We start from the raw sequence: 22200 nt of genomic DNA, 5'->3' as shown, positions 1-22200 counted from the left end.
TGGCCCGATCGGGAACGGCTCAGCCACCGTTCTCGGTGGCCATGACGACCTCGAGCAGTGGAACGAGGCTCGAGAGACCGGCGAGGCGCCGGATGCGGTGTGTCTCCCTGTCGTATCCGATCACTCCCAGGTCTGCGAGTTTCGGAAGGTGACTGTGGTGCAGTTCGATCCGGAGCGTCTCGACGCAGTCGACTGGCAGTGTCTCGTCGTCGACGAGCGTACCGGCCAACTCGTCGAGCGTCAGCGACTCGGGATGGGTCGTGAGGACCTCGATCACCCGACGACGGCGACGGTTCGAGAGGAGGTCCACCGCGACGGGCAGGGGAAAGTCGGGGTCGATGCTGATCTGTCCTCGGTGGTCGACGGGAGCGTTCATTGTCCTGGATGAGCGGCTGTCGGCGGGTATCGTTCGTACACGGTTCGCTCGCGTACGACTCGAACGTCTCACGGGAACGGTATAACTATTACTATCGGATGTAACAAACGGTTTCAATAATAGATCGGATACGAACGGCGCGAGGGCCCCGGGGTGTCGACGACAGACGGAGGCGCTACTCGACGATGACGATCGCCTCGTCCGCTTCGAGCATCTCGCCGGGACCGTCGTAGGCTCGCTCGCGTTCGATCTCGAACAGGTCAGGGGCGAGTTCCTCACCCGCGACGAGAAGGCGCCCGTCGTCACTCACGTCGAACTCGCCGGCGTCGATCGCCGCGTCGATATCGCCGACCGCCGAGCCGTACGCCGGTCCCAGCGTGGCGTAGTCGAGGTCGATCGACGCGATTTCGGTCGAGATCTCCGGCGCAGACTCGAGCACGTCGAGTTCCGCGACGTGCATGACGTTCGCGATCGCCGCTTCGAACCCGTCGACCGCGCCGTGGACGGAGACCCGATCGAGTTCGCTATTCAGCGGGCGTTGGTTTTCGCTCTTGTAGCGCCTGAGCGCGGAGATGACGGCCATCGCGGTTTCGCCGGCGTCCAGGTCCGCCTCGTGGCCACGCGGCGAGGGCCACGCGCGGCGGTGGACACTCGATTCGTCGATCGACGACGATTCGGATGCGTACACCGACTGCCAGATCTCTTCTGTGAGGTGCGGGAGGAACGGCGCCCACAGCTCGAGGAAGGTCCGGTGGGCCATCCGCAGCGCGTACTGCGTAGAGGGATCGTCGGCACGCTCTTTCGCAATTTCCAGGTAGTCGTCACAGAACGTGTTCCAGAAGAACGTCCGCAGACGGTCGCGGGCCTTCGCGTACTCGTGAGCGTCGAAGTGGGCCGTCAGGTCCGCGATTGCGTCGTCGAGCTCGGCCAGCAGCCAGCGGTCGATTTGTGCGAGTTCCGCCGGCTCGTCAGGGTCGGCCGGGGCGAGGCTGTCGACGAGCTTCGAGGCGTTCCAGAGCTTGCGCAGGAGTTTCTCGCCCGCGCGGAGGTCCTGCTCCTGATACGGGAAGTCGTCGCCGACCGCGGCGCTGGCCGCCCAAAAGCGGATGGCGTCGACAGGGTACTCCGTGATCACTTCGTCAGGGGCTACTACGTTGCCCCGCGACTTGGACATCTTCTCGCGGTTCTCGTCCAGGACGTGACCGTTGATCAGCGTCGCCTCGAAGGGGACCTCGCCGGTGTGCTCGTAACACTTGATGACCGTGTGGAACAGCCAGAACGAGATGATATCGTGGCCCTGCGGGCGGAGGTCGAACGGGTAGAGTTCCGGGTGGTCCATGGTGAAGGCGCCATCACCAGCCTCACTAGCGTTTTCCGTCCAATCCCAGCCGGCGTTGATCAACGGCGTCAGCGACGAGGTCGCCCACGTGTCGAAGACGTCCTCTTCTGGTTCGAATTCCTCGTTACCACACTCGGGACAGGCCTCGACCGGTGGGTCGTCCGAGAGCGGATCGACCGGCAGGTCCGCCTTGTCGGCCATGATCGGGTGATCGCACTCTGTACAGTACCAGACCGGGAACGGGATCCCCGAATCGCGCTGGCGGGAGATGAGCCAGTCCCACTCCAGCCCCTCGATCCAGTGTTTGTACCTCGTAAACATCTTCTCGGGGTACCAGTCCATCTCCCGGCCGGCCTCTAGGTACTCGTCCTTGTGATCCAGAATCTCGACGTACCACTGCTTGGAGACGCGGTACTCGACGGGCGTGTCACACCGCTCGTGGACGCCGACGGCGTGGGTGATCTCCCACCGATCGCGGAGCGCGCCCGCCTCGTCCAGGTCCTCGACGATGGCCTCGCGCGCTTCCTCGGTCGAGAGACCCTCGTAGTCGTCCGCGAGGTCGGTCATCGTCGCAGTCTCGTCGATGGCGACGCGCAGCGGGAGGTCGTGTGCCTGGTACCACTCGATGTCGTTCTGGTCGCCGAAGGTACAGCACATGACGACGCCGCTGCCCTTCTCCATGTCGACCCGCTCGTCTTCGATGATCGGTACCTCGTGCCCGAAGATGGGGACGCGGGCCGTCTCGCCGATCAGATCCCGATTAGCATCGTCCTCGGGATGGACGAAGACCGCGACGCAGGCCGGAATCAGTTCCGGGCGCGTCGTCGAGATGACGAACTCGTCGCGGTCTGTCCCACTACTCGCTATGTCGAACGCGATGTCGTTGAAGTGCGAGCCACGCTCGTCGTCCTCGACTTCGACCTGCGAGATCGCCGTCTCGCACTCGGGACACCAGATCGCCGGCGCCTTCTTTCGGTACTCTCGGCCCTTCTCGTAGAGGTCGAGGAAGGAGAGCTGAGAGATGCGTTGGACGCGCGGCTCGATCGTCTTGTAGGTACGGTTCCAGTCGATCGAGGTGCCGAGCCCCTGCATCTTCTCGGTGAACTCGGCCTCGTACGTCTGACAGACGTCGCGACAGAGGTCCTGGAATTCCTGGCGCTCGTAGTCCTGGTGACGGATGTCGAGTTCGTCCTCAGTCAGCCGTTCGGAGGCGATACCGTTGTCGTCGTAGCCGAACGGAAAGAGGACGTCGCCGTCGGCCATCCGCTGGAACCGGGCCGCGAAGTCCTGCAACGTGTGCCCGTAGAGGTGGCCCATGTGCAGGCTCCCCGAGACTGTCGGTGGCGGCGTGTCGATCGCATAGACGGTGTTGGGATCCTGTTCCGGGTCGCCCTCGTAGGCGTACGTGTCCGTCTCGACCCACCGGCGCTGCCAGTGGGATTCGATGGCGTCGGCGTCGTACTCCCCGTCGAGTTCGGGCGTGTGCGCTTCGGCCTCGTCCGTGTGCTCCTCCGCAGTGCCTGTCATGGTCTCACCGCCCGAAGTGGGCGTCGTCGGTGCGTCTCCATCGATCGCGACGGGATGTCGGTATCGTGTGGGAACATCGGTGATACTGGTCGTTGTTCGTCGTATTTCAGTCGGCGACAATACATCCGTCGAAACGGGGCAGGGTGGTGGGCCTAGACGGCCCCTACGAGGACGGCGCCGCGGGACCCGTCGAACCGGCATTCGGTGACGGATTCGTCCATGTGTGGTCCTCACGCTCGGTCCTGTTAGGTGTTTCGCGTCGAGGTAGTCCCAGGTCGCTGGACACGAACGAACCTATATGGGCGCGTAGCGGCGAGAATCGAGCCATGATCGGTCGACATCGAACGAGTCGGAACGGCAGGTTCGAACGGAGGTGGCGGTAGGATGGCCGACCTCGCCGAACGGTACGCCACGTGGATCGCCGCCCACAGCCGGGCCGTGGTGATCGGGATCGTCGTACTCACGGCCGTCGTCGCCGCGGGCGCCGCAGTGGGCGACGCTGGAAGTGCCGGTATCGGCGAATTCGACGTGGACTCCCCCGAGACCCGCGCCGGCGACTACGTCGACACGAACTACGAGAGCGACGACCGCATCGTCACCCAGCTCGTCGTTCGTGACGAAGGCGGCGACGTGCTCACGAAGGAATCGCTCCTGGAGGGACTCCGGCTGCAAGCGGACGCGCGAGATCGAGCGTCGATCGAGTCGACACTCGCAGATCCCGGGTTCCAGGGCGTCGAGAACGTCGTCGCCACCGCCGCCGTCTTCGAGGATCGTGCCGCCGAAACGAACGGCCAGCCCGACACCAGCCAACCCACCATAGACGAGCAGATCGCGGCGCTCGAAGCGCGCTCACCGGAAGACGTCGAGTCGCTCGTGGGCGAGGTACTCTCCGGCGAGACGACACACCCAGGGGGCGGTTCCGGACCCGCCGGCGCGGACGCCGCTGCGTTCCTACCGACCGACTACGAATCCGGGAGTACGGACGCCGAGTCGCGACTGATCCTCGCGTTCCAGACGGGCCCGACGGGAGAAGACGAGGAGCCACAGGCGGCGTACGAGGCGCAGGTTGAACTCGAATCGCTGTTCGACGACCGTTTCGACGACGGCTTCGTCTTCGGTCAGGGGATCACCGACGAGGCCTCGACGAACGCCGTCGGGGACAGCTTCGCGATCATCACGCCGGTCGCGCTCGTCCTCGTGCTGGGTGCGCTCGCGATCACCTACCGGGACGTCGTCGACGTCCTCCTCTCGATCGCCGGTATCGCCCTCGTGATGGCCTGGCTGGCGGGGCTCATGGGTTGGCTCCGGATCCCGTCGAGCCAGCTCCTGATCGCGGTTCCCTTCCTGTTGATCGGCCTGTCGATCGACTACTCACTGCACGTCATCATGCGGTATCGGGAGGCGAGAACCGGCGTTCTGGACGGCGTGGAGTCCGACGGGGTCGGCGTTCGGGGCGGGATGGCGCTCGGTCTCGGCGGCGTGATCCTCGCGCTCGCGGCGGCCACGTTCTCGACCGGCGTCGGCTTCCTCTCGAACGTCGTCAGTCCGCTGGCCGCGGTTCGCGACTTCGCGATCCTCTCCGGCGGCGGCATCTTCGCGACGCTGGTCGCCTTCGGCGTCTTCGTCCCGGCGTTGAAAGTCCTCGTCGACGGCGTTCTCGAAGGTCGATTCGATCGCGACCGGGCGAAACCGGCGTTCGGGTCGACGCCAGGTCCGGTCAACCGGGCGCTGTCGATCGGCGTGACGCTCGCCCGGCGCGCACCGATCGCCGTCGTGATCGTCACCCTGGTACTCGCCTCGGCGGGTGTCTACGGCGCGACGACGATCGACACGGAGTTCAACGAGACCGACTTCCTCCCGCGCGACGCGCCCGGGTGGGCGAAATCGCTCCCCGGCCCGTTGGCGGCTGGAACGTACACGATCACCGACGACGTCGCCTACCTGAACGAGCGCTTCAGGGCCGGTGGCGAGGGATCGGAGGCGGAAATACTGATACGACCAGAGGGAGACGGGGGCGGCTCGATACCCGACCCGTCAGTCCTGGCTGCGATCGAATCGGCCCGTACGAGCGACGCGACGTTCGAGACGATAGACCGAACCCCCGACGGGGACGTCGCCGCGGAGACACCACTCTCGGTCGCCCGGGAACTCGCCGCGACCGACGAGGACGTCCGCCAGGCGCTCGACGAGCGCGATACCGACGGCGACGGCGTTCCGGACCGGGACGTCGCGGGCCTGTACGACGCGCTCTACGAGGCGGACGCCGACCGGGCGGAGACGGTGATCGAACGGGACGACGGGACGTACGAATCCATCCGCCTGCTCGTGAGCGTGCGCGGGGATGCGAGCGCACAGGACGTCGCCGACGACGTCGACACCCTCGCCACCGCCATCGAGTCCGAGGCGGATGTCCGCGCGACGCCGACCGGCGGCCCCATCCAGACGGCCGTCGTCCAGGACGCACTCCTCGAGACGTTGGTCCAGGCGTTGGCGATCACGCTAGTCGTCATACTCGTCTTCCTCACCGTCCTCTACTGGATCCGCCACGGCGCACCCTCGCTCGGCCCGATCACGATGGCGCCCGTCGTCGTCGCGCTCGCGTTACTCCTCGGGGTGATGGCAGCCCTCGACCTGCCGTTCAACAGCGAGACGGCGGTCATCACGAGCCTCGCCATCGGCCTCGGCGTCGACTACAGCATCCACCTCGGTGAACGGTTCGTGAGCGAGCGGCGAGACGCCGACGGCGTCTCGGATCACCGAGAGGGGACCGAAGCGACCGACGGGACGAAGTCAGACGACGTCGACGCAGCACTTCGCTCGACGGTCACCGGAACGGGCGGGGCGTTGCTGGGGAGTGCGATGACCACGGCGGCCGGGTTCGCCGTGCTCGCGCTCGCGCTGGCACCGCCGCTTCGTCGGTTCGGGATCGTCACCGGGCTGGCGATCGGGTTCGCGTTCGTCTCGTGTCTGCTGGTGTTGCCGAGCCTGCTGGTGATCCGGGAGCGAACCATGGTTCGACTCGATCGGGCGTGAGCGAGCGACGAGGCAGCGATCGAGTGTCGGCCGTGAGAGAGCGACGAGGCAGCCTTCGAGCGTCGGACGTGAGAGAGCGACGGAGCAGCGTTCCATGGTCAGACGTGATCGTCCGACGGCCTCACGACTCCAAGTCCCGATCGGCGTGGGTTCTGACCCAGAGTTCGCCGATCGGCGAGAGCCGCGTTCGGTGGGAGTTACCCCGTTTCTCCCGTTCGATGAGACCTTTTCCGCCGGGACCGAGGCGATCGACGGTGTAGATGACTTTCGATCGGAAACTGTCGGTGTACTCCTCGTTCAGCTCTCGGGCGAGCGCGCCGGCGAGTTCGGAGACGGACTCGAACTCGCCGTCCTCGCCAAGTTTGAAGAGGATGAGTTCCTCGAAGGGTTTGACGTTCGTGAAGGTGGCGACAGGCAGTTCGACGACGTGACTGCCGTCGATCTCCTTCGCACCGATCGTGGTGCCGCGCTCGTCGAACTCCGTGAGGAGGTCGCGAGCGCTCTCTAACCGCTCGGTGATCCGATTCTGGTCGAGTGCGGTCGCGCTCGAGGCACCCTCCTCGCGCAGGGTCTCGAGCAACGCGCGCTGGGCGCGCAACTCCTCCGCAAGCTCCGTCTCCAGGTACTTCTCGGGCGCGGTGTAGTACGCGTGGATCCGGTCGCGCTGGTCCTCCCGTTCGACGATGAGCGAGTGGGCAGCGTTCGCGAACGCGAAGCTCACCGTTCGGGGCATGGCCGCGACGTTCACCCAGACCTCGTTGCCGGCGTCGAGTTCGGCCGTGATGAGATCGTACGCCTGCTCGAACGCCCCGTCGTAGTCGTAGACGTCTTCCAGCACGAATCGGTCCGTCTCGGCCCCGAGGAGGTTCTCGAAGTCCGTCTCGAGTTTGCGAGCGAGGTTCCGTGAGTACTCGACGTTCGCCTCGCTTCCGACGGCGCCTTCGAGGAGGATCGCGCGATCGACGACTCGTTGATCGCGGACCAGCGGGGCGATCAACCGATCGTAGTCGAAGCCGACCGGGACGACGTGCGTTTGCATACCCGTCCGTTCGGGGACGGGGTACTCAAACCCGGCGAGACAAACCGGTGGTCCGCGCCCGATCACCCACTGCGGGCAGCAACTGAGCACTCACGGTCGGGGACTGATCACTCACGATCGAGGACTGCTCACCCACGGTCGGGAACTGATCACTCACGATCGGGTACTGATCGATACACACTGGTCGGTAGATCGTTCCGGTGACTGGTCCTCGGTTCGTCGATCGACCCCGGGTGGACCGGATCGTGAGGACGATCGCGACTCCGAGCGGAGTGACCGAGTCCCGGATAGAGTAGCCGGCAAAGTTCCGATTTTAGTTGTACATATTATACGAACGTGCGTTCTATCGGTGCTATCCCACGGGGACACCACCGCCGAGAGTGTCCAGCGACGTCAGTACGTAATCTCGCCCATCAGCGGTTCAAATAGCCGATTACAGTAGGTAAAATCGGTATTTCAGGTAGGGAAAGGGTATAGGGGGCGGGCATCGAACGGTCGCGTAACTCATGGCCCGGCTGTTCCCGCTGCGTTCCGACGCACCGACGACCGACGGTACACCCCGGGTCGTCGATCTGGACGACGAAGACGCCGACGACGTCTTCAGCGCGCTCTCGTCGACGACCGCACGACGGATCTACGCTACCCTCGACGCCGACCCCGGAACGCCGAGCGACGTCGCCGAAGCGATCGACTCGTCCATCCAGAACGTCCGATATCACCTGGACAAACTCGAAGACGCCGGCCTGGTCGAGGTGGTCGACACCTGGTACTCCTCGCGCGGCAACGAGATGAGCGTCTACGCGACGGCGAACGGACCGCTCATCGTCACGAGCGACGAGTCACGGGCCGCCCAGTTGAAACGGGCCGTATCGCGGTACGTCGGCGGCATCGGCGTCCTCGCGGCGGCGAGTTTCGCCCTCCAGGCGGCCGCCCTGCGGTTCGGTGGCGAGGAGTCCGGAGCCGACGGAGTGGGCGAGTACTCCGCAGGTGACGGTGGCGCCGGTGGCTCGGACGCGGAGATCGGAGACGACATGACCATCGCGTCGAACGAGGGGAGCCTCGACGCCGGCGACGGAAGCGATCAGGTGGTGGCTGACGGCGGCGGAGCGAGCGAGTCCGACGGCCTCCTGGATACGGGCGTCGACTTCTTCGTCTCGACCATAGAGGCCTTCGCGGCGCTCGATTCGCCCGGACTACTGTTCTTCCTCGGCGGCGTCGTGGTGCTCACGGCGCTGGTCGCCGTCTGGTACGTTGAGACGTACAACGGGTCCCGACCCGCTCGATAGTCGGTGATCGACCGCCGCCTCCGCCTCGGTCGAACGACGACGAACGCATCAGTCAACAGGTATTAGGCGCTGCTCGCCGTACCGTTGGCAACGGACAGCCTGTTCCGGAGCCCGCCTATGGATGACACCGAGAAGTACCTGATCCACGCGTTCGTGACCGCAGACGGGGTCGTCGAGCGGAGCGACGTCGTCGGCGCGATCTTCGGCCAGACGGAAGGGCTCCTGGGAGACGAACTCGACCTCCCCGAACTGCGACGGACGGGAAAGCTCGGTCGCATCGACGTCTCCGTCGCGAGTCACGGCGGCGAATCGCGCGGCGAGATCACGATCGCGACGAGTCTCGACAAGGTAGAGACCGCGACGCTGGCGGCGGCACTCGAAACGATCGATCGCGTCGGCCCCTGTCACGCGACGTTCTCGATCGACGAGATCGAGGACGTCCGGGCGGCGAAACGTCGGGCCGTCGTCGACCGGGCGACGGAGCTACTCCGGTCAGGGTTCGACGATAGCGTCATGTCCTCCGCCGAGATCCTCTCGGCCGTACGAGAGCACGTTCGCGTCGCCGACATCACCGAGTACGAGGAACTCCCGGCTGGTCCCAACGTGGTCGACAGCGACGCCATAATCGTCGTCGAGGGCCGATCGGACGTCCTCACCCTCCTTCGGTACGGGATCAAGAACGCGATCGGCGTCGAAGGAACGAACGTCCCAGAGGACGTCGCCTCGCTCACCCGGAATCGAACGGTCACTGCGTTTCTCGACGCGGATCGCGGCGGCGAGTTGATCCTCGAAGAACTCCGGCAGGTCGGCGACGTCGATTACGTCGCCCGACCGCCGACGGGGTCGTCAGTCGAGGACCTCGACCACCACGAGGTGTTCACCGCTCTGAAGGAGAAAGAGCCGATCGGACCTGGCCGTTCCGGGACGCACGCAGCCGACGACAAACCGGTGGCCGACACTGGAGTCGCCGATTCCGCCGCCGACGAGTACCCGGCGCGACCCGCCTCTAGCACGGATGGTGGCACAGCGACTATCGACCGGGACGCGTCATCCGACGGTCCCCGTTCGGACGCGGTCCCTCGTGATACCGAGGGTGCCGCGGGCGAAGACGCCCCATCGCCGAGCCCAGCCACGAGAGACGCGTCCGCTTCGTCCGACGGAGTATCGGCTGACGACGGATCGACCGGGACTGTCGACGCCTCTGCCACCGAAACGACCGATCGGCGTGACTCCCGTTCGGCGACCGGTGGGCAATCGGCGGACGTGAACGGAGCCGCGTCGATCGACGATCCGGCCGGTGCAGACGGGCCGTCACTCGATGCGAGCGGAGCGTCGTCCACCGCGGACGGAGCGGCAGCAGACACCCCGTCGTCGACGCTCTACGACCACGTCGACGAGGTGATCGACGGGACCATCGGGACGGCCCGGTTCCTCGACGAGGACCGGTCGATCCTGGACGATCACCCCGCGAACGAGGCGAAATCGAGACTGGAGGCTACCGAGCGTGTTCCGTCCGCGATCGTGCTGGACGACATCCTCAGTCAGGACCTGCTCGATGTCGCCGCGTCCCGCGGCGTGTCGACGATCGTCGCGAGGACGCTCGGCCAGTTCGTCAAACGGCCCGTCTCGGTCCGGGTCCACGACGCCGAGTCCGTCGCCCGGGACCCACCCGGAGACGAACGCGAAGCGTAGTCGACCCCCGACGTCGGCATCGACCGGATACGACGTCTAGAGTCCTCTCTATCCCTCGAACGGCGATCGGGTGCTCGCAGGGGAACGGCCGGGTAGGACGCGATTTCGTGACGGCGTCAACAGACCACGGGTCGTGCACGCCGATCGGATACTGCGTGCCGAACAGCGGTCGGTGCACGCCGATTGTGTCGGCGGGCAACGTGATCCGCCCGGGGGACGAACAGTATCGGGTCCACCGGCTCATGGAACGACGCCGGCGGGAGCGAGTACGATGGCGGCGACGAGCGCGCCGGCGAGCGTCGCACAGAAGTTGACGCCCCCGTTGTCGAGCGTCGATCCCTCGAGGGTCGCACCGAGGGCACTGTCGACGAGGATGCCAGCCAAGCCGGCCAGAACGACGATACCAGCACCCACCACCGTCACGGTCGAGAAGAGCGCATACGTACTCGTGGCGACGATCGTAATTCCGACCAGGCCGGCGAGCAGTCCCTGCCAGGTGACCGCGCCGTCCGTTCCCGGTGGGACCGGCTCGAGCGTGGTAATCAGGCGCGGCGAGGGGTACACGCCACCGATTTCGGACGACAGCGTGTCGCCGAGAGCCGTCGCGACAGCGCCGGCGAAGGCGTACTGGAAGTAGAGCGGGTCGGTAGCGAGGAGTGACGCGTCGCCTGCCGCGTAGCCGAGGACGGCGACGAGTGCGATAGCCGAGTTACTGAATACGTTCGCACTGCCGCGAGCACCGTCGTTCCCTTCGGCCACGCCGCGGACGCGTTTGTCTTCGTACCGATACTTCGTCGAGAGACCACCGATGACGAAGAACGAGATGAGGACGACGAACCAGCTCCAGCCACCGAGGACGATGGTCAACAGGCCGAGGAGAACACCCGCGAGCATCCCAGCGACGGACGCGGTTTCGAGTGCGTAGGAGGCGTATCCGAGTGCGATCATCACGACGAGCGCCAGGACGAGTTGGGCCGACGCGATCGACGGATCGAGCCGCCAGAGGAGCCACAACAACCCGCCAGTCAGGACGACGACGATCGGATCGTCGTATCGCGGGAGCCTGTCGCGAAGGATCGCCGCCGCGAGGGCGCCGCTGGCCGACAGAAAGATCGCTATCGGTACGAACCCGGTGATCGATCCGTCGAGCAACGCTCGCGTGACCAACTGCCCGACGCTCGCTGCGAGGCCACCGACGGCGCAGAAGGCAGCCGCCGCAATCGCTCGGTCGGTCGTGTAGCGACCGACCAGTGCGGCGGCGAACTCCCCGTATCCGAGGAGGAGTACGACACCGATCACGAGTGACCACGTGAGCGACGTCCCACCGACCAGCGCGCCGAGAATCAGGACGGCGAGTACGAAGAGCAGGAGCGAGTTGAGTCGACCGTCGTCCCGATCGGGGGCCAAAGCGAGGACGTCGAACAGCCACCCACCGCGGACGACGAATCCGACGACCGCCACCGCCGCTGCGATCGCCACGGCGACGCGGATCCCAGCTACCGGAACCGAGAGCGAAAGGGTACAGAGCGCAGCCAGGACGCCCGCCCGTCGGACGGTCGATGTCACGATAGCCGACCCTTTCTGTGGGGGTTACTTAACGGTTCTTGACCGGTGCTCGCCCACGGTCTGTCCCCACGTATCGAAGCGGCGAAACCGTAATTGTAAGGCCGGGCCGCTCCGTTCGTCTACTCGTGGGCCTCTACGAGTGGTACCTGAAAACGCGCCTCGGGCGACACGAGTGTGACGGGCCGGACCACGTCGCGCTCATCATCACCGAACGCGACCTGCTGGAACAGGGTGCCTACGACACGCTCGCGACGTTCGTCGAGTGGGCGCTCGACTCGGCGGAACGCGTCACCGTCTACGTGAGCGTCCTCGACGAGGACGCGATCCCGACGCTCCGTCGGGAACTGCGGCACCTTGACACGCCAGTCGACGTGGCCGTTCGGGGGCCAGACGACCGACAGCCGGCGGACGCGCCAGTCCAGATCGGTATCGGACTCGGCGGAAAGCACGAGTTCACGAGCGCCGTGAAGACGCTCGCGACTGCTGTCGACGACGGCGAGCTCGCCGCAGACGAGATCGACGACGACCGCGTCGAAGATCACCTCGTCTTCCCCAGCGAACCAGACCTCGTCATCAAGACGGGTGCCGAACGCCTCTCCGACTTCATGATCTGGCAGTCGGTCTACTCCGAGCTGTACTTCACCGACGTCAACTGGCGCGACTTCCGTAAACGAGACTTCCTCAGAGCGCTCCTCGAGTTCTGCAACCGATCCCGCCGGTTCGGGCGGTGAGCGGGCGCTCGAATCGTCCCAGAACACACTCGGCCGGTGGCAGAACTCACTCGGGCAGGCCCGAGCTCATGACCAGAACGATCCCGATCATCACCAGTGCGAACGACGTTCCGATCGCCGCGTACTCGAGCGGAGACGTCCCCGAGACGGCGGCAATCGGTGTTCTGATCGATCCAGCGATGACCAGCGAGGCGAACAGAACGAACCCACCGACGGCCAGCGAGAGACCGAGCGTGCGGTGGCGATCCATGCACACGCTTCCCATCTGACCGTCGTAAACCCCTCGGTACGTACCGGCCACCTCCCGATATCGGTCGAACGCACCGGTAGTCGGCCTGACTCGGTCGAGAGAGTGTGTGTTTGACCGGGAATTTCCCCCTTCAGTCGAGAGAGGTTTCCTGGGAGTCGACCTCCAGATCGTCGATGGCCTCCCGCTCGGTCGAGGGCAACGAGTCGCGAAACCGACCGAGTACGGCCCTCGCGTCGGCGAGTTCGGTTTCCCCCATCGCTCGCAGGAGGGCGAGCGCTCTGCGCGCACGTGTTCGCCGCCAGGAGCGTTCGCGGTGTTCGTAGGTCCGAACGGCGCGCAGAAAGTCGGTCCGCGAGAAGGCGGGCCAGTACGGCGTACAGAAGTAGACGGCGGCCTCGTTGCCGTTCGCGTGCCACGGGAGGAAGTTGGAGGTTCGTTCGTCTCCACCGGTCCGGATGATGAGATCGACGTCGCGAACGGGTCGCCCGTACAGGCGTGAATCGATCGTGCTAACGTCGATGTCGTCGGGTCGCAGCTCGCTGCGCTCGACCTCGCGGGCGACACTTCGTGCGGCCGCCAGCAGCTCGTTCCGACCGCCGTAGGCCAGCGCGATGTTGAGGACGAACGCGTCGTACCCATCTGTGCGGGATTCCGCGTACGAGACGGCCTCCTGAACGCGCTCTGGGAGGCGTGCGACGTCCCCGATCGCTCGGATGCAGACCTCCTCGTCGTGAACGCGATCGGCGTCGGCGAACTCGTAGAGCTTCTCGCAGATGAGGTCGAACAGCGATTCGCGCTGCTCGGGCGGTCTGTCGAAGTTCTCCGTCGAGAACGTATAGAGGGTGAGTTCCCGGACACCCACGTCCTGGCACCACTCGAGGACACGTTCGGTGGTCTTCGCTCCCTCCCTGTGACCGGTCGTCGGCGATTCGCCCTGCCGTCGTGCGTAGCGTCGGTTCCCGTCCTGGATGACGGCGACGTGCTCGGGCGCACGGTCTGCGTCCGCGACTTCCCTGCTGAGCAGTCGCTCGTAACTCGCACCGAATCGTCGACGGAACCAGCCGCGCATTACGGAGCACGACGACGGCGATCCTCATGTGCCTTTCGAGTGACCGAACGGCATCGAGGCGATCCCCGTCGTGACAACGAAAGCCGGTCACTGTCGCGTCGACGGAAGCGATCACCGTCGCGTCGACAGACGGGGATCACCGTCGCGTCGACGGACGGAGATCCGTTCGCGCGGCCGTCGGTGACGGCCGAATCGTGACCGCTATCCGTGAGGACGCCGAATTCGATCACCATGGACGGAGTCATCGACGAGGATCTCTATCGGCGGACGAAGGCCTTGCTCGAACCAGGCGAGATCGAGTTGAACGGCGCGATCGTCCACACCGAGTTCGACGGACAGGAAGACGTACAGATGATGCAGGCAACGATAGACGCCGGCGACGTCATCGCCGAGGCGGCCGGCTTCGACCCCGCCGACTGCTACATCTACTCCGGGAACGACGACACCGACTTCGCCTCGAACCAGCACCAGGGACTGACTATCGACGGCGAGGAGTTCGTCTGGGAGTGCCAGCAGTTGCTCAGACAGGGGAGTTTCGACCTCGTGTTCTACTACGAGGCGAGCGCTGACCAGGACGCGATCGAGGCGGGCGTTCGCGACCTCGGGTTCGAGGTGTCGAGCGTCTACGGATCGGACGCGTGACCGATCGAACTGATTCGAGACGGCGAAACGGCCGGGACGCGGCGGCTACCGGCCTTCGGCTCGACGAACACCGACTGCCCGTCCGACGGGGACTGTCTGCGAGGCGTCGCCGTCCATCCGAAAATGGGCGAAGCGCGCCGCCGGTTTGGACAGCTTTACGTATCGGCGAAGGCAAGCAAAGAGACGTGATCGAGGACGGATTCGACGAACTCGGCGGCGCCGGTGATCCGTCGTGACGTTGCAAGGCGGTATCACGAGTGCGCGGGTCACCCACGCCACGGCCGCCGTCGACGAACTGGCGCTCGCGACCCCGGAGAGCCAGTCCGATGCAGTCGCCCAGTTGCGCGCCGCGCCGGGGTGTCGTGAGGCGTTCGTCCTGTCGACGTGCAATCGCGTCGAAGCGTACGTCGTCACGGGAGATGCCCGGGCCGGCTGGGAGGCGCTCGCGGCGTTCTTCGACGACGCGCCCGACGACGTCGTCGAGACGGCGAACCACGAGGACAGCCTCTCGCACCTGCTCCGGGTGGCCAGCGGGCTCGAATCGGTCGTCATCGGCGAGGACCAGATCCTCGGACAGGTCAAGACGGCCTACCAGGACGCTCGAACCGCCGGTGGCATCGGAGACTTGCTCGACCCGGCCGTGACCAAGGCGATACACGTCGGCGAACGCGCGAGAACCGAGACGACGATCAACGAGGGGATCGTCTCGCTCGGCTCGGCGGCCGTCACGCTCGCCGCAGAGAGGATCGACCTAGACGACGCGGACGCGCTCGTCGTCGGCGCGGGCGAGATGGGACGGCTCGCGGCGAGAGCCCTCGAATCGACCGACGTCGGGCGCATTTCGATCGCCAACCGGACGATCGAGCGGGCCGAGTCCGTCCGCGAGACGATCGAGAAACCGGGCGATTCCGTTGCCCTGTCGGCCCTGACCGCGGACGCGATAGAGGCGGACGTGATCGTGACGGCCACCGCCAGCACCGAACCGATCCTCGCCGCGGACGATCTCGGCAACGGCGAACAGGTTATCGTCGATCTGGGGCAGCCTCGCGACGTCGACCCGGCCGCGGGTGAGACACCGAACACGACCGTATACGACCTCGACGACCTCGAATCCGTTACGAACCGAACCCGGAAACAGCGCCGGTCAGCCGCGAACGAGGTCGCGTCGCTGGTCGACCGGGAGCTCGAAAACCTCCGGACGCAACTGAAACGCCAGCGGGCCGACCAGGCCATCGCCGCCATGTACGAGAGTGCCGCCCGAATCAAAGAACGCGAGGTGAAGACGGCGCTGAGCCGCCTCGACGACCGCGACGAGGTCACCGAAGACCAGCGAGAGATCGTCGAGTCGATGGCAGACGCGCTCGTCAATCAACTGCTCGCCGCACCCACGAAGAGCCTGCGCGACGCCGCGGTCGCGGACGACTGGGAGACGATCGACACGGCACTCAGGCTGTTCGATCCCGCCGACACCGAGACCGACGCGCCCGCCCGTGACGGGACGGCGGCCTCGTACGGAACCGTCGAAGACGACTGAGACCGGGCCGGCGCGCGGACACCCGAATAATTATTTCTGTGGCCTCCCTCGGGAACCCCATGGCCGACCGACTCTCCGACGACGAAATCGCAGAACAGTTGCCGGGTAGCTGGGAACGAGAGGGTGACGAGATCGTCCGCGTCTACGAGTTTACCGACTACCTCCACGGCGTCAACTTCGCGCAAATGGTCGGCGAGATCGCCGAGGCGCAGTACCACCATCCCGAGATGGTCATCCGGTTCAAGGAGGTCGAGATTCGACTGACCACCCACGACGAAGGCGGCATCACGGATGCCGACATCGAGATGGCGGAGTTCATCGAATCCGAGAAGACGGCGACGGCAGACTCCCTGGACGACGTCGACCTCTAATCCGACAGACACGACCTGTCGCGTCCGTCCCGTCGAGCGACGGCGCATTCTACGACCCCCGGAAAACGACTGAACCTGAACAGGCGAACGGCTTCGGACCGTGAGTAATCCGGTCAGGGTATGCCGGAAGCGACGCCGGAACCTCGACGGATGACCGCTGCTGCCCTCCTGCCCGGAACGACCGTGATCTACCACCATCGCCACGGGTGCGACCGGGCCACGATCACCGAAACCGACGGGACGTTCGTGACGTTCGTCGGCGAGAACTGCGACGCCCGATTCACCACCAGACAGATCGACCGGCTCCTCGACGCGGGTCGACTCGAAATCGTACTGACCGACGACGGTGACCGATCACGATCGTGACGAACCTACTGACGAGTCTGACGAACACTTCGCGGTCGAGATACCTCCCGTTGCAGCACGGGGCCGAATGACGTTCCGCTGTAGCGCGGCGGCCGAATAGCGTCCCGCAGCAGCACCGCGGCCGAATGGCCGTGTACCGACACCGACCCCCGTGGACGGTCGACCGCAACGCCCATAGTGGCGCGTTCCCTACGTAACGGCCGGATGAGCGAGCCATACGAGTACTGGCTACTCGATCTCGACGGGACGCTCGTCGACGTGGAGTGGGACTACGTCCGCGACGTCTTCGACACGGTCGGGGACCGACTGGACCGCCCCTTTACGGACGCGGAGGCCGAGACGCTCTGGCACGGCCTGACTGGCTCGCGAAATCGCCAGCTCGACGCGTGGAACGTCGACCCGGAACGGTTCTGGACGACGTTTCACGACGTGGAAGACCCACAGACCAGAGCCGAGTCGACCTACCTCTACGACGACGCGGCGTTCGTCGCCGGCCTCGACGAGCCCGTCGGTCTCGTCACACACTGCCAGTCGTTCCTGACCGAGCCCATCCTCGACCACCTCGACATTCGTGACTGGTTCGACGCAGTCTGCTGCTGTACCGACGAGACGGGGTGGAAACCCGATCCGGAGCCGGTCGAAGGGGTGATAACCGACCTCGACGTCGAGACGACCGAAGGCACCGGCGTACTCGCGGGCGACGGCGCGTGCGACGTCGGTGCGGCGTGGAACGCCGGACTGGACGCCATCCACGTCGACCGACACGGTCCCCACCAGCGCGGGCACTGCGTCCGTGGCGACTATCGCGTGGACTCGTTCGACGAACTCGATCTCCCGTAAAATAGTGTCTTCGTGGGCGACAGGGCGTGTACCGGTCGGTGAACGCGTCCGGGCGAGAGTCAGGGCGCGTGTTCGCCTGCGGGTTGCAGTTCGGCGTCGACCAGCGTCTCGTACGCGCGGCGAAGTCGCTCGGAGAGCGCCTGGTGAGAGATTCCAAGCTCCGCAGCTAGCTCTTCCATCGACGTGCGCCTCGGAATTTCGAAGTAGCCGTGCTCGAACGCGGCCACGAGGGCCTCGCGTTGCTCGGGCGTCAGCCGGGGGTGCGCCGTCGGATTGCCGCCGAGCTGGGAGACGCGGACGATCTCGATGGCCGCGCCCGCCTCGTCGAGCCGGTCGTGCGTGTCCGCGAGCGCGTTCCGGTCGGGAAAACGCATCTCGAGTTGCCACCAGCCCGAGCGTCCGGTCGCGTCGAGAACCGTCGCGTCTGCCTCTAAGAGCCTATCGAACCGCCGTCGCGTCCCCTGCGACGGTTCGACGTCGTACAGCAGCCTGTCTGGCGTCTCGATCAGGAGGTTCGCGTCGGCGACCGACGAGTCGGTCGCGAGCGTCTCGGTGACGACCGACGACTCCGCCCCGGCGATCCACAGTGACGGGACGGTTCGAGAGATAGACGACTCCAGCTGTACCACGAGGTCGCCGTGGCGATCGAACGAGTCCGCGAGTACCAGGTCGTCGGCCGGGATCCGAAACTCTGCGAGCGTCGACATTGCAAGCACGTACATCGTTCGTGCCTAAAAACGCCATACTCAGCTTCCCTGACCGTCGAAATAGGGTGACAGTCACTCCGAATGACCGGTCCACCGACGAGACACCGCGCCGTCGGGCCAACGAAGTGGTGGACGGACCGCGGCGGACTCACGTGGACAGTCGTCCCGGCGAGGAGGCAGTTCTCAGACGATCGCGCACGTGTCCGTCCGGACGGGGCAGAGACTGGGAGCTACGACAGGTCGTCGACCGCACGGTGCAGCCGATCGACCGCCGGTTTCTCGACGCGGTCCGGGTTCGCGAGCAGGCGAACCGGTTGGTCGCCGAGCGGCACGAACCCGAGAGCGTGTCGATCGGCCGACGCACGGAGGCCGAGACCGACGTCGGCCTCGCCCGCGACGACCCGACGCGCGGGACCGTCGTGGGCCCGCACCGCCACGTCGTAGCCGTCGATGGCGGACGCGAGGGCGTCCGGATCTCGATCCGTCGACGACGCGAGGTCGTCGAGTGCCGCGTCGAAACTCCTGCGTACGCCCGAGGCGGCAGTCCGATTCGCGAACCGAAGATCCCGGTCGACGACGGCCGCGAGACCCGAAACGCCGTCGGGATCGCCGTCGGGAACGAGCAGTCCCCACTCGCGAGAGAAGCGTGTGAGTTCCACACCGTCGTAGCCGCTCTCGATCGGCCCGGCGACGACCGCGACGTCGGGCAGGCCGATTCGAAGCGACCGCAGTGCCGGTCGGGAGCCGTCGGCGAGGTACCGCGGGCTCTCGAGTGCGTCCAGCGCCCGGCTGACCGTCGGGTCGTCCTCACCGACGCCGAACAGCGACGGCGGTCCACCCGCCGCCGAGAAAAGCGAGACCGTCACCCGCTCGCCGGCCGCGAGGGACGTGCGGTCGGCCGAAAACTCGACGATTCCGTCGGCGCGAGTCAGACTCGTCGTCGCTCCGCTTCCCCGATCGACCGGGTACACCAGTGGGTCGTCGACGGCGGTCGCAGGCTGCTCGACGGTCACGTCGCCGTTCAGTTCGTCGGGACCCGGCTCGACGAGACCGACCGGCAATAGGCGATGTCGACCCTCGGGATACCGTTCGTCGACGGCCATCACCCCCTCGACGGTCGCCGTCTCCGCGACGGTCAGACCGGCCGCTTCGCGAATCGCCGGCGCGACGAACGTACGGAACGTCATCATCGCGGAGACCGGGTACCCCGGCAGGCCGACGTAGCCGACGCCCCCGAGCCGCCCGACGAGCATCGGTTTCCCCGGCTTGACACTGACACCGTGGAAGACGAGTTCGCCGAGCTCCTCGATCACGCGGTAGACGACGTCGATCGCCCCCGCACTCGTCGACCCCGACGAGAGAACGAGATCGCACTCGGCGGCGGCCTCTCTGAGTACCGACTCCATCGCGTCCCAGTCGTCGCCCACGTGCGGATAGCGGATGGCCTCGCCGCCAGCATCCTCGACCGCCGCCGCGATCGAGTAGCTGTTGACGTCGTAGATTTCGCCACGACCGCTGTCGACGGCTCCGCCCGGCGGCACGAGTTCGTCGCCAGTCGAGACGATCCCGACTCGCGGTCGCGCGCGAACTGGCACGGTCTCGACGCCGAGCGCCGACAGGAGGCCGATCTCCCGCGGCGTGAGGTGCGTTCCCGGTCCCAGCGCTCGCTCGCCGGCCGCGACGTCTGACCCGGCGACGGCCACGTTAGCACCCGGGGCGACGCTCGTCCTGACGAGCAGCGATCCGCCGCCTGCGGCGGACTCGTCGTCCTCGGCCGACGCACGATCCGTTCGCTCGACGGGGACCATCGCGTCCGCGCCGTCGGGCATGACGGCTCCAGTCGAGATCTCGACGGCCTCGCCGTCGCCGACCGTCACCCCCGGTTCCTCGCCCGCGTGGACCGTCCCGACGACGGAGAGGTGCGCGGGATTCGCCTCGTCCGCACCGACGGTGTCCGCCGACCGGAGCGCGTAGCCGTCCAGGCTGGCGCGATCGAACCCGGGCACGTCGATCGTCGCGTCGACGCGCTCGGCCAGCACCCGACCGGCCGCATCCTGGAGGGAGACGCGATCGGTTCCGGCCGGGATCGGAAGGTCGAACACGGCCTCGCGCGCGGTCTCCGGATCGACCAGGTCGCGAAACTCCTTGTGAGGCATACCGCGGGATACGACGAGGCGCCTAAAGGGTGTCCCGACTGTGACGAGCCCAGATACACACCCGAGCCCGGATACGCACCCGAGCCCGGATACGCACCCGATACCGGACGACCGGTCTCTGTAGTCGTCTCACCCGGAGTCGTCGGTGAGGTGGGCGATCAGGCGATCGGCAACGGCCGCCGCGCGATCGTGCGTGATCCAGTGGCCGACTCCGGAGAGGCGATCGACGCGTCGGTCGCGGACGGCGGCGGGTCGGTCGACGGCTCACTCGTAGCGGGTACACGTAATCGGATGTCACACGAGACGGTGGTGTATCGGTCACCGTTCCCACAGCTCCACGGCCACTTGCTCGCCGGCGGGAATGCCTTCCAGCGATTCCTCGACGACGACCCAGCCGTCCGCGAGCGCGACGCTCGAGAGAACGCCGGGCCCGCCGACTCGCGTCGGGACCGCCCGGTACCTACGATCGATCGATGCGTCGCCGCCCGGGGCGTCGCCGTCGACGGTCGGCTCCAGGGACACCCTGGCGAACGTCCGAATCCCCGGCTCGCTCGGGATCTTTCGATCCAGGGTCGCCGAGATCGTCGGGTGGTCGGGGACCGACTCGCCGACGAGCCACGAGAGTGCCGGACGGAGAAACTGGACGGCGGCGACGATGCACGCGACCGCTGGGCCGGGGAGCCCGATCACCGGCGTCCCGGCGACCGTCCCGAAACAGGCGGTGCGGCCCGGCGACACCGCCACGCCGTGGACGCGCACCTGGCCGAGGGCGTCTACGACCTCGGGGAGCCGGTCGCGGTCACCGACTGCGGTGGCGCCGGTGGTCACCACGACGTCGTGATCGAGCGCGTCTTCGATCGCCGACGTGAGCACCACTTCCTCGGTCGGGACGAGGTCGTGGCGCGTCACGGTTCCGCCCCACCGATCGGCGAGCGACGCGACCGTACGCCCGTCCGTCTCGACGACCTGACCGGGGTCGGGGTTCGTTCCGGGCTCGACGAGGTCGTCGCCGGTCGGGATCACGGCCACCTCGGGCTCGAAGGCGACCGAAACGGATTCGATCCCCGTCGAGTGCAACAGGCCGAGGTCCGACGGGCGGAGCCGGTGACCGCGGTCGTAGAGGGTCGTCCCGGCGTCGACGTCCGCGCCGGCGGACGCGACGTTCTCCCCGGTGGTGACGGCTGCGCTGACTTCCAGTTCACCGGCCTCTGGGAGCTCGGTCGACCGTTCGATGGGCACGACGGCGTCGGCTCCGTCGGGGAGCACGTCACCGGCACTGACCTCGACAGCCGTCCCCGCGTCGAGACTGTCCGTCACCGTCGAACCCTCCACACCGACCATCGAGAGGGCGGCCGGCGAGTGACTCGACGCCCCGTGCGTCTCAGCCGCTCGCACCGCGTAGCCGTCCGCCGCCGCACGCGCTTGCCCTGGTACGGACCATCGCGCCGCGACGGCGTCCGCGAGGACGCGACCGGTCGCCTCGGCGAGTGGAATCGACTCGACCCCTGTCGACTCGAACCCCGTGGAGCACCCGTCGACGATCGCCTCGCGAAGGACCCTCCGCGCCGACGCGAGCCGCGTCAGTCTCCTGAATCCGGCGCGCCGTCGGTCGCGGTCGAGTCCGTCCATGCCGGGTCTCGTCCGGGAATCGCAAAAAGTGTGTGGACGGTCACTCC

18 protein-coding genes are annotated in these 22200 nt (G+C 66.5%); 9 read left to right on the top strand and 9 right to left on the bottom strand.

Going from position 1 to position 22200, the window contains the following annotated elements:
- Positions 1 to 19: 19 nt before the first annotated feature.
- Positions 20 to 376, bottom strand: a complete 357-nt coding sequence (locus NO366_RS10745; RefSeq protein ID WP_256530792.1) for a DUF7344 domain-containing protein — start codon at positions 374 to 376, stop codon at positions 20 to 22.
- A gap of 175 nt (positions 377 to 551) precedes the next feature.
- Complete coding sequence (locus NO366_RS10740; protein WP_382274096.1) at positions 552 to 3362, bottom strand: valine--tRNA ligase; 2811 nt, start codon at positions 3360 to 3362, stop codon at positions 552 to 554.
- Between the two features lie 264 nt (positions 3363 to 3626).
- On the opposite strand from NO366_RS10740, the gene NO366_RS10735 reads away from it, so the two are divergent.
- Positions 3627 to 6275, top strand: coding sequence for an efflux RND transporter permease subunit (locus NO366_RS10735; RefSeq protein ID WP_256530790.1), 2649 nt, complete (start codon positions 3627 to 3629; stop codon positions 6273 to 6275).
- Between the two features lie 121 nt (positions 6276 to 6396).
- On the opposite strand, the gene NO366_RS10730 is transcribed toward NO366_RS10735, so the two are convergent.
- Positions 6397 to 7314, bottom strand: coding sequence for an HFX_2341 family transcriptional regulator (locus NO366_RS10730; RefSeq protein ID WP_256530789.1), 918 nt, complete (start codon positions 7312 to 7314; stop codon positions 6397 to 6399).
- 506 nt (positions 7315 to 7820) lie between these two features.
- On the opposite strand from NO366_RS10730, the gene NO366_RS10725 reads away from it, so the two are divergent.
- Both NO366_RS10725 and dnaG read left to right on the top strand, forming a co-directional pair.
- Complete coding sequence (locus NO366_RS10725; protein ID WP_256530788.1) at positions 7821 to 8600, top strand: ArsR/SmtB family transcription factor; 780 nt, start codon at positions 7821 to 7823, stop codon at positions 8598 to 8600.
- A 117-nt stretch (positions 8601 to 8717) separates the two neighbouring features.
- Entirely contained in the window at positions 8718 to 10292 is a 1575-nt protein-coding gene (dnaG, locus tag NO366_RS10720) for a DNA primase DnaG (protein WP_256530787.1), read from the top strand.
- A gap of 240 nt (positions 10293 to 10532) precedes the next feature.
- On the opposite strand, the gene NO366_RS10715 is transcribed toward dnaG, so the two are convergent.
- Positions 10533 to 11858, bottom strand: a complete 1326-nt coding sequence (locus NO366_RS10715; protein ID WP_256530786.1) for a DUF92 domain-containing protein — start codon at positions 11856 to 11858, stop codon at positions 10533 to 10535.
- 125 nt (positions 11859 to 11983) lie between these two features.
- On the opposite strand from NO366_RS10715, the gene NO366_RS10710 reads away from it, so the two are divergent.
- Positions 11984 to 12589, top strand: a complete 606-nt coding sequence (locus NO366_RS10710; RefSeq protein ID WP_256530785.1) for an undecaprenyl diphosphate synthase family protein — start codon at positions 11984 to 11986, stop codon at positions 12587 to 12589.
- A 46-nt stretch (positions 12590 to 12635) separates the two neighbouring features.
- On the opposite strand, the gene NO366_RS10705 is transcribed toward NO366_RS10710, so the two are convergent.
- Both NO366_RS10705 and uppS read right to left on the bottom strand, forming a co-directional pair.
- A complete protein-coding gene (locus NO366_RS10705; RefSeq protein ID WP_256530784.1) occupies positions 12636 to 12839 on the bottom strand; it encodes a hypothetical protein in 204 nt (67 codons plus the stop codon).
- 130 nt (positions 12840 to 12969) lie between these two features.
- A complete protein-coding gene (gene uppS, locus NO366_RS10700; RefSeq protein ID WP_256530783.1) occupies positions 12970 to 13908 on the bottom strand; it encodes a polyprenyl diphosphate synthase in 939 nt (312 codons plus the stop codon).
- Positions 13909 to 14139: 231 nt separating this feature from the next.
- On the opposite strand from uppS, the gene NO366_RS10695 reads away from it, so the two are divergent.
- The 5 genes from NO366_RS10695 to NO366_RS10675 all read left to right on the top strand — a co-directional run bounded on the left by NO366_RS10695 (position 14140) and on the right by NO366_RS10675 (position 17661).
- On the top strand, positions 14140 to 14550 hold the full coding sequence (locus tag NO366_RS10695; RefSeq protein ID WP_256530782.1) for a DUF5778 family protein: 411 nt from the start codon (positions 14140 to 14142) through the stop codon (positions 14548 to 14550).
- A gap of 232 nt (positions 14551 to 14782) precedes the next feature.
- Positions 14783 to 16084 (top strand): glutamyl-tRNA reductase, encoded by a 1302-nt coding sequence (gene hemA, locus NO366_RS10690; RefSeq protein WP_256530781.1) that lies wholly within the window; start codon positions 14783 to 14785, stop codon positions 16082 to 16084.
- A 59-nt stretch (positions 16085 to 16143) separates the two neighbouring features.
- Positions 16144 to 16455 (top strand): 4a-hydroxytetrahydrobiopterin dehydratase, encoded by a 312-nt coding sequence (locus tag NO366_RS10685; protein WP_256530780.1) that lies wholly within the window; start codon positions 16144 to 16146, stop codon positions 16453 to 16455.
- A 120-nt stretch (positions 16456 to 16575) separates the two neighbouring features.
- Positions 16576 to 16821 (top strand): hypothetical protein, encoded by a 246-nt coding sequence (locus NO366_RS10680; protein WP_256530779.1) that lies wholly within the window; start codon positions 16576 to 16578, stop codon positions 16819 to 16821.
- A 204-nt stretch (positions 16822 to 17025) separates the two neighbouring features.
- A complete protein-coding gene (locus NO366_RS10675) occupies positions 17026 to 17661 on the top strand; it encodes an HAD family hydrolase (RefSeq protein ID WP_256530778.1) in 636 nt (211 codons plus the stop codon).
- A 59-nt stretch (positions 17662 to 17720) separates the two neighbouring features.
- On the opposite strand, the gene NO366_RS10670 is transcribed toward NO366_RS10675, so the two are convergent.
- The 3 genes from NO366_RS10670 to NO366_RS10660 form a co-directional block, all read right to left on the bottom strand.
- Positions 17721 to 18368 (bottom strand): helix-turn-helix domain-containing protein, encoded by a 648-nt coding sequence (locus tag NO366_RS10670; protein ID WP_256530777.1) that lies wholly within the window; start codon positions 18366 to 18368, stop codon positions 17721 to 17723.
- A 230-nt stretch (positions 18369 to 18598) separates the two neighbouring features.
- Complete coding sequence (locus tag NO366_RS10665) at positions 18599 to 20524, bottom strand: molybdopterin biosynthesis protein (protein WP_256530776.1); 1926 nt, start codon at positions 20522 to 20524, stop codon at positions 18599 to 18601.
- A 318-nt stretch (positions 20525 to 20842) separates the two neighbouring features.
- A complete protein-coding gene (locus tag NO366_RS10660; RefSeq protein WP_256530775.1) occupies positions 20843 to 22153 on the bottom strand; it encodes a molybdopterin molybdotransferase MoeA in 1311 nt (436 codons plus the stop codon).
- Positions 22154 to 22200 lie beyond the last annotated feature (47 nt).

This window comes from Halovivax cerinus, assembly GCF_024498195.1.
GTDB classification, from domain to species: Archaea; Halobacteriota; Halobacteria; order Halobacteriales; family Natrialbaceae; genus Halovivax; species Halovivax cerinus.
Note: the sequence above shows the minus strand (reverse complement) of the source record. Positions and strands in the feature narration are given on the sequence as shown.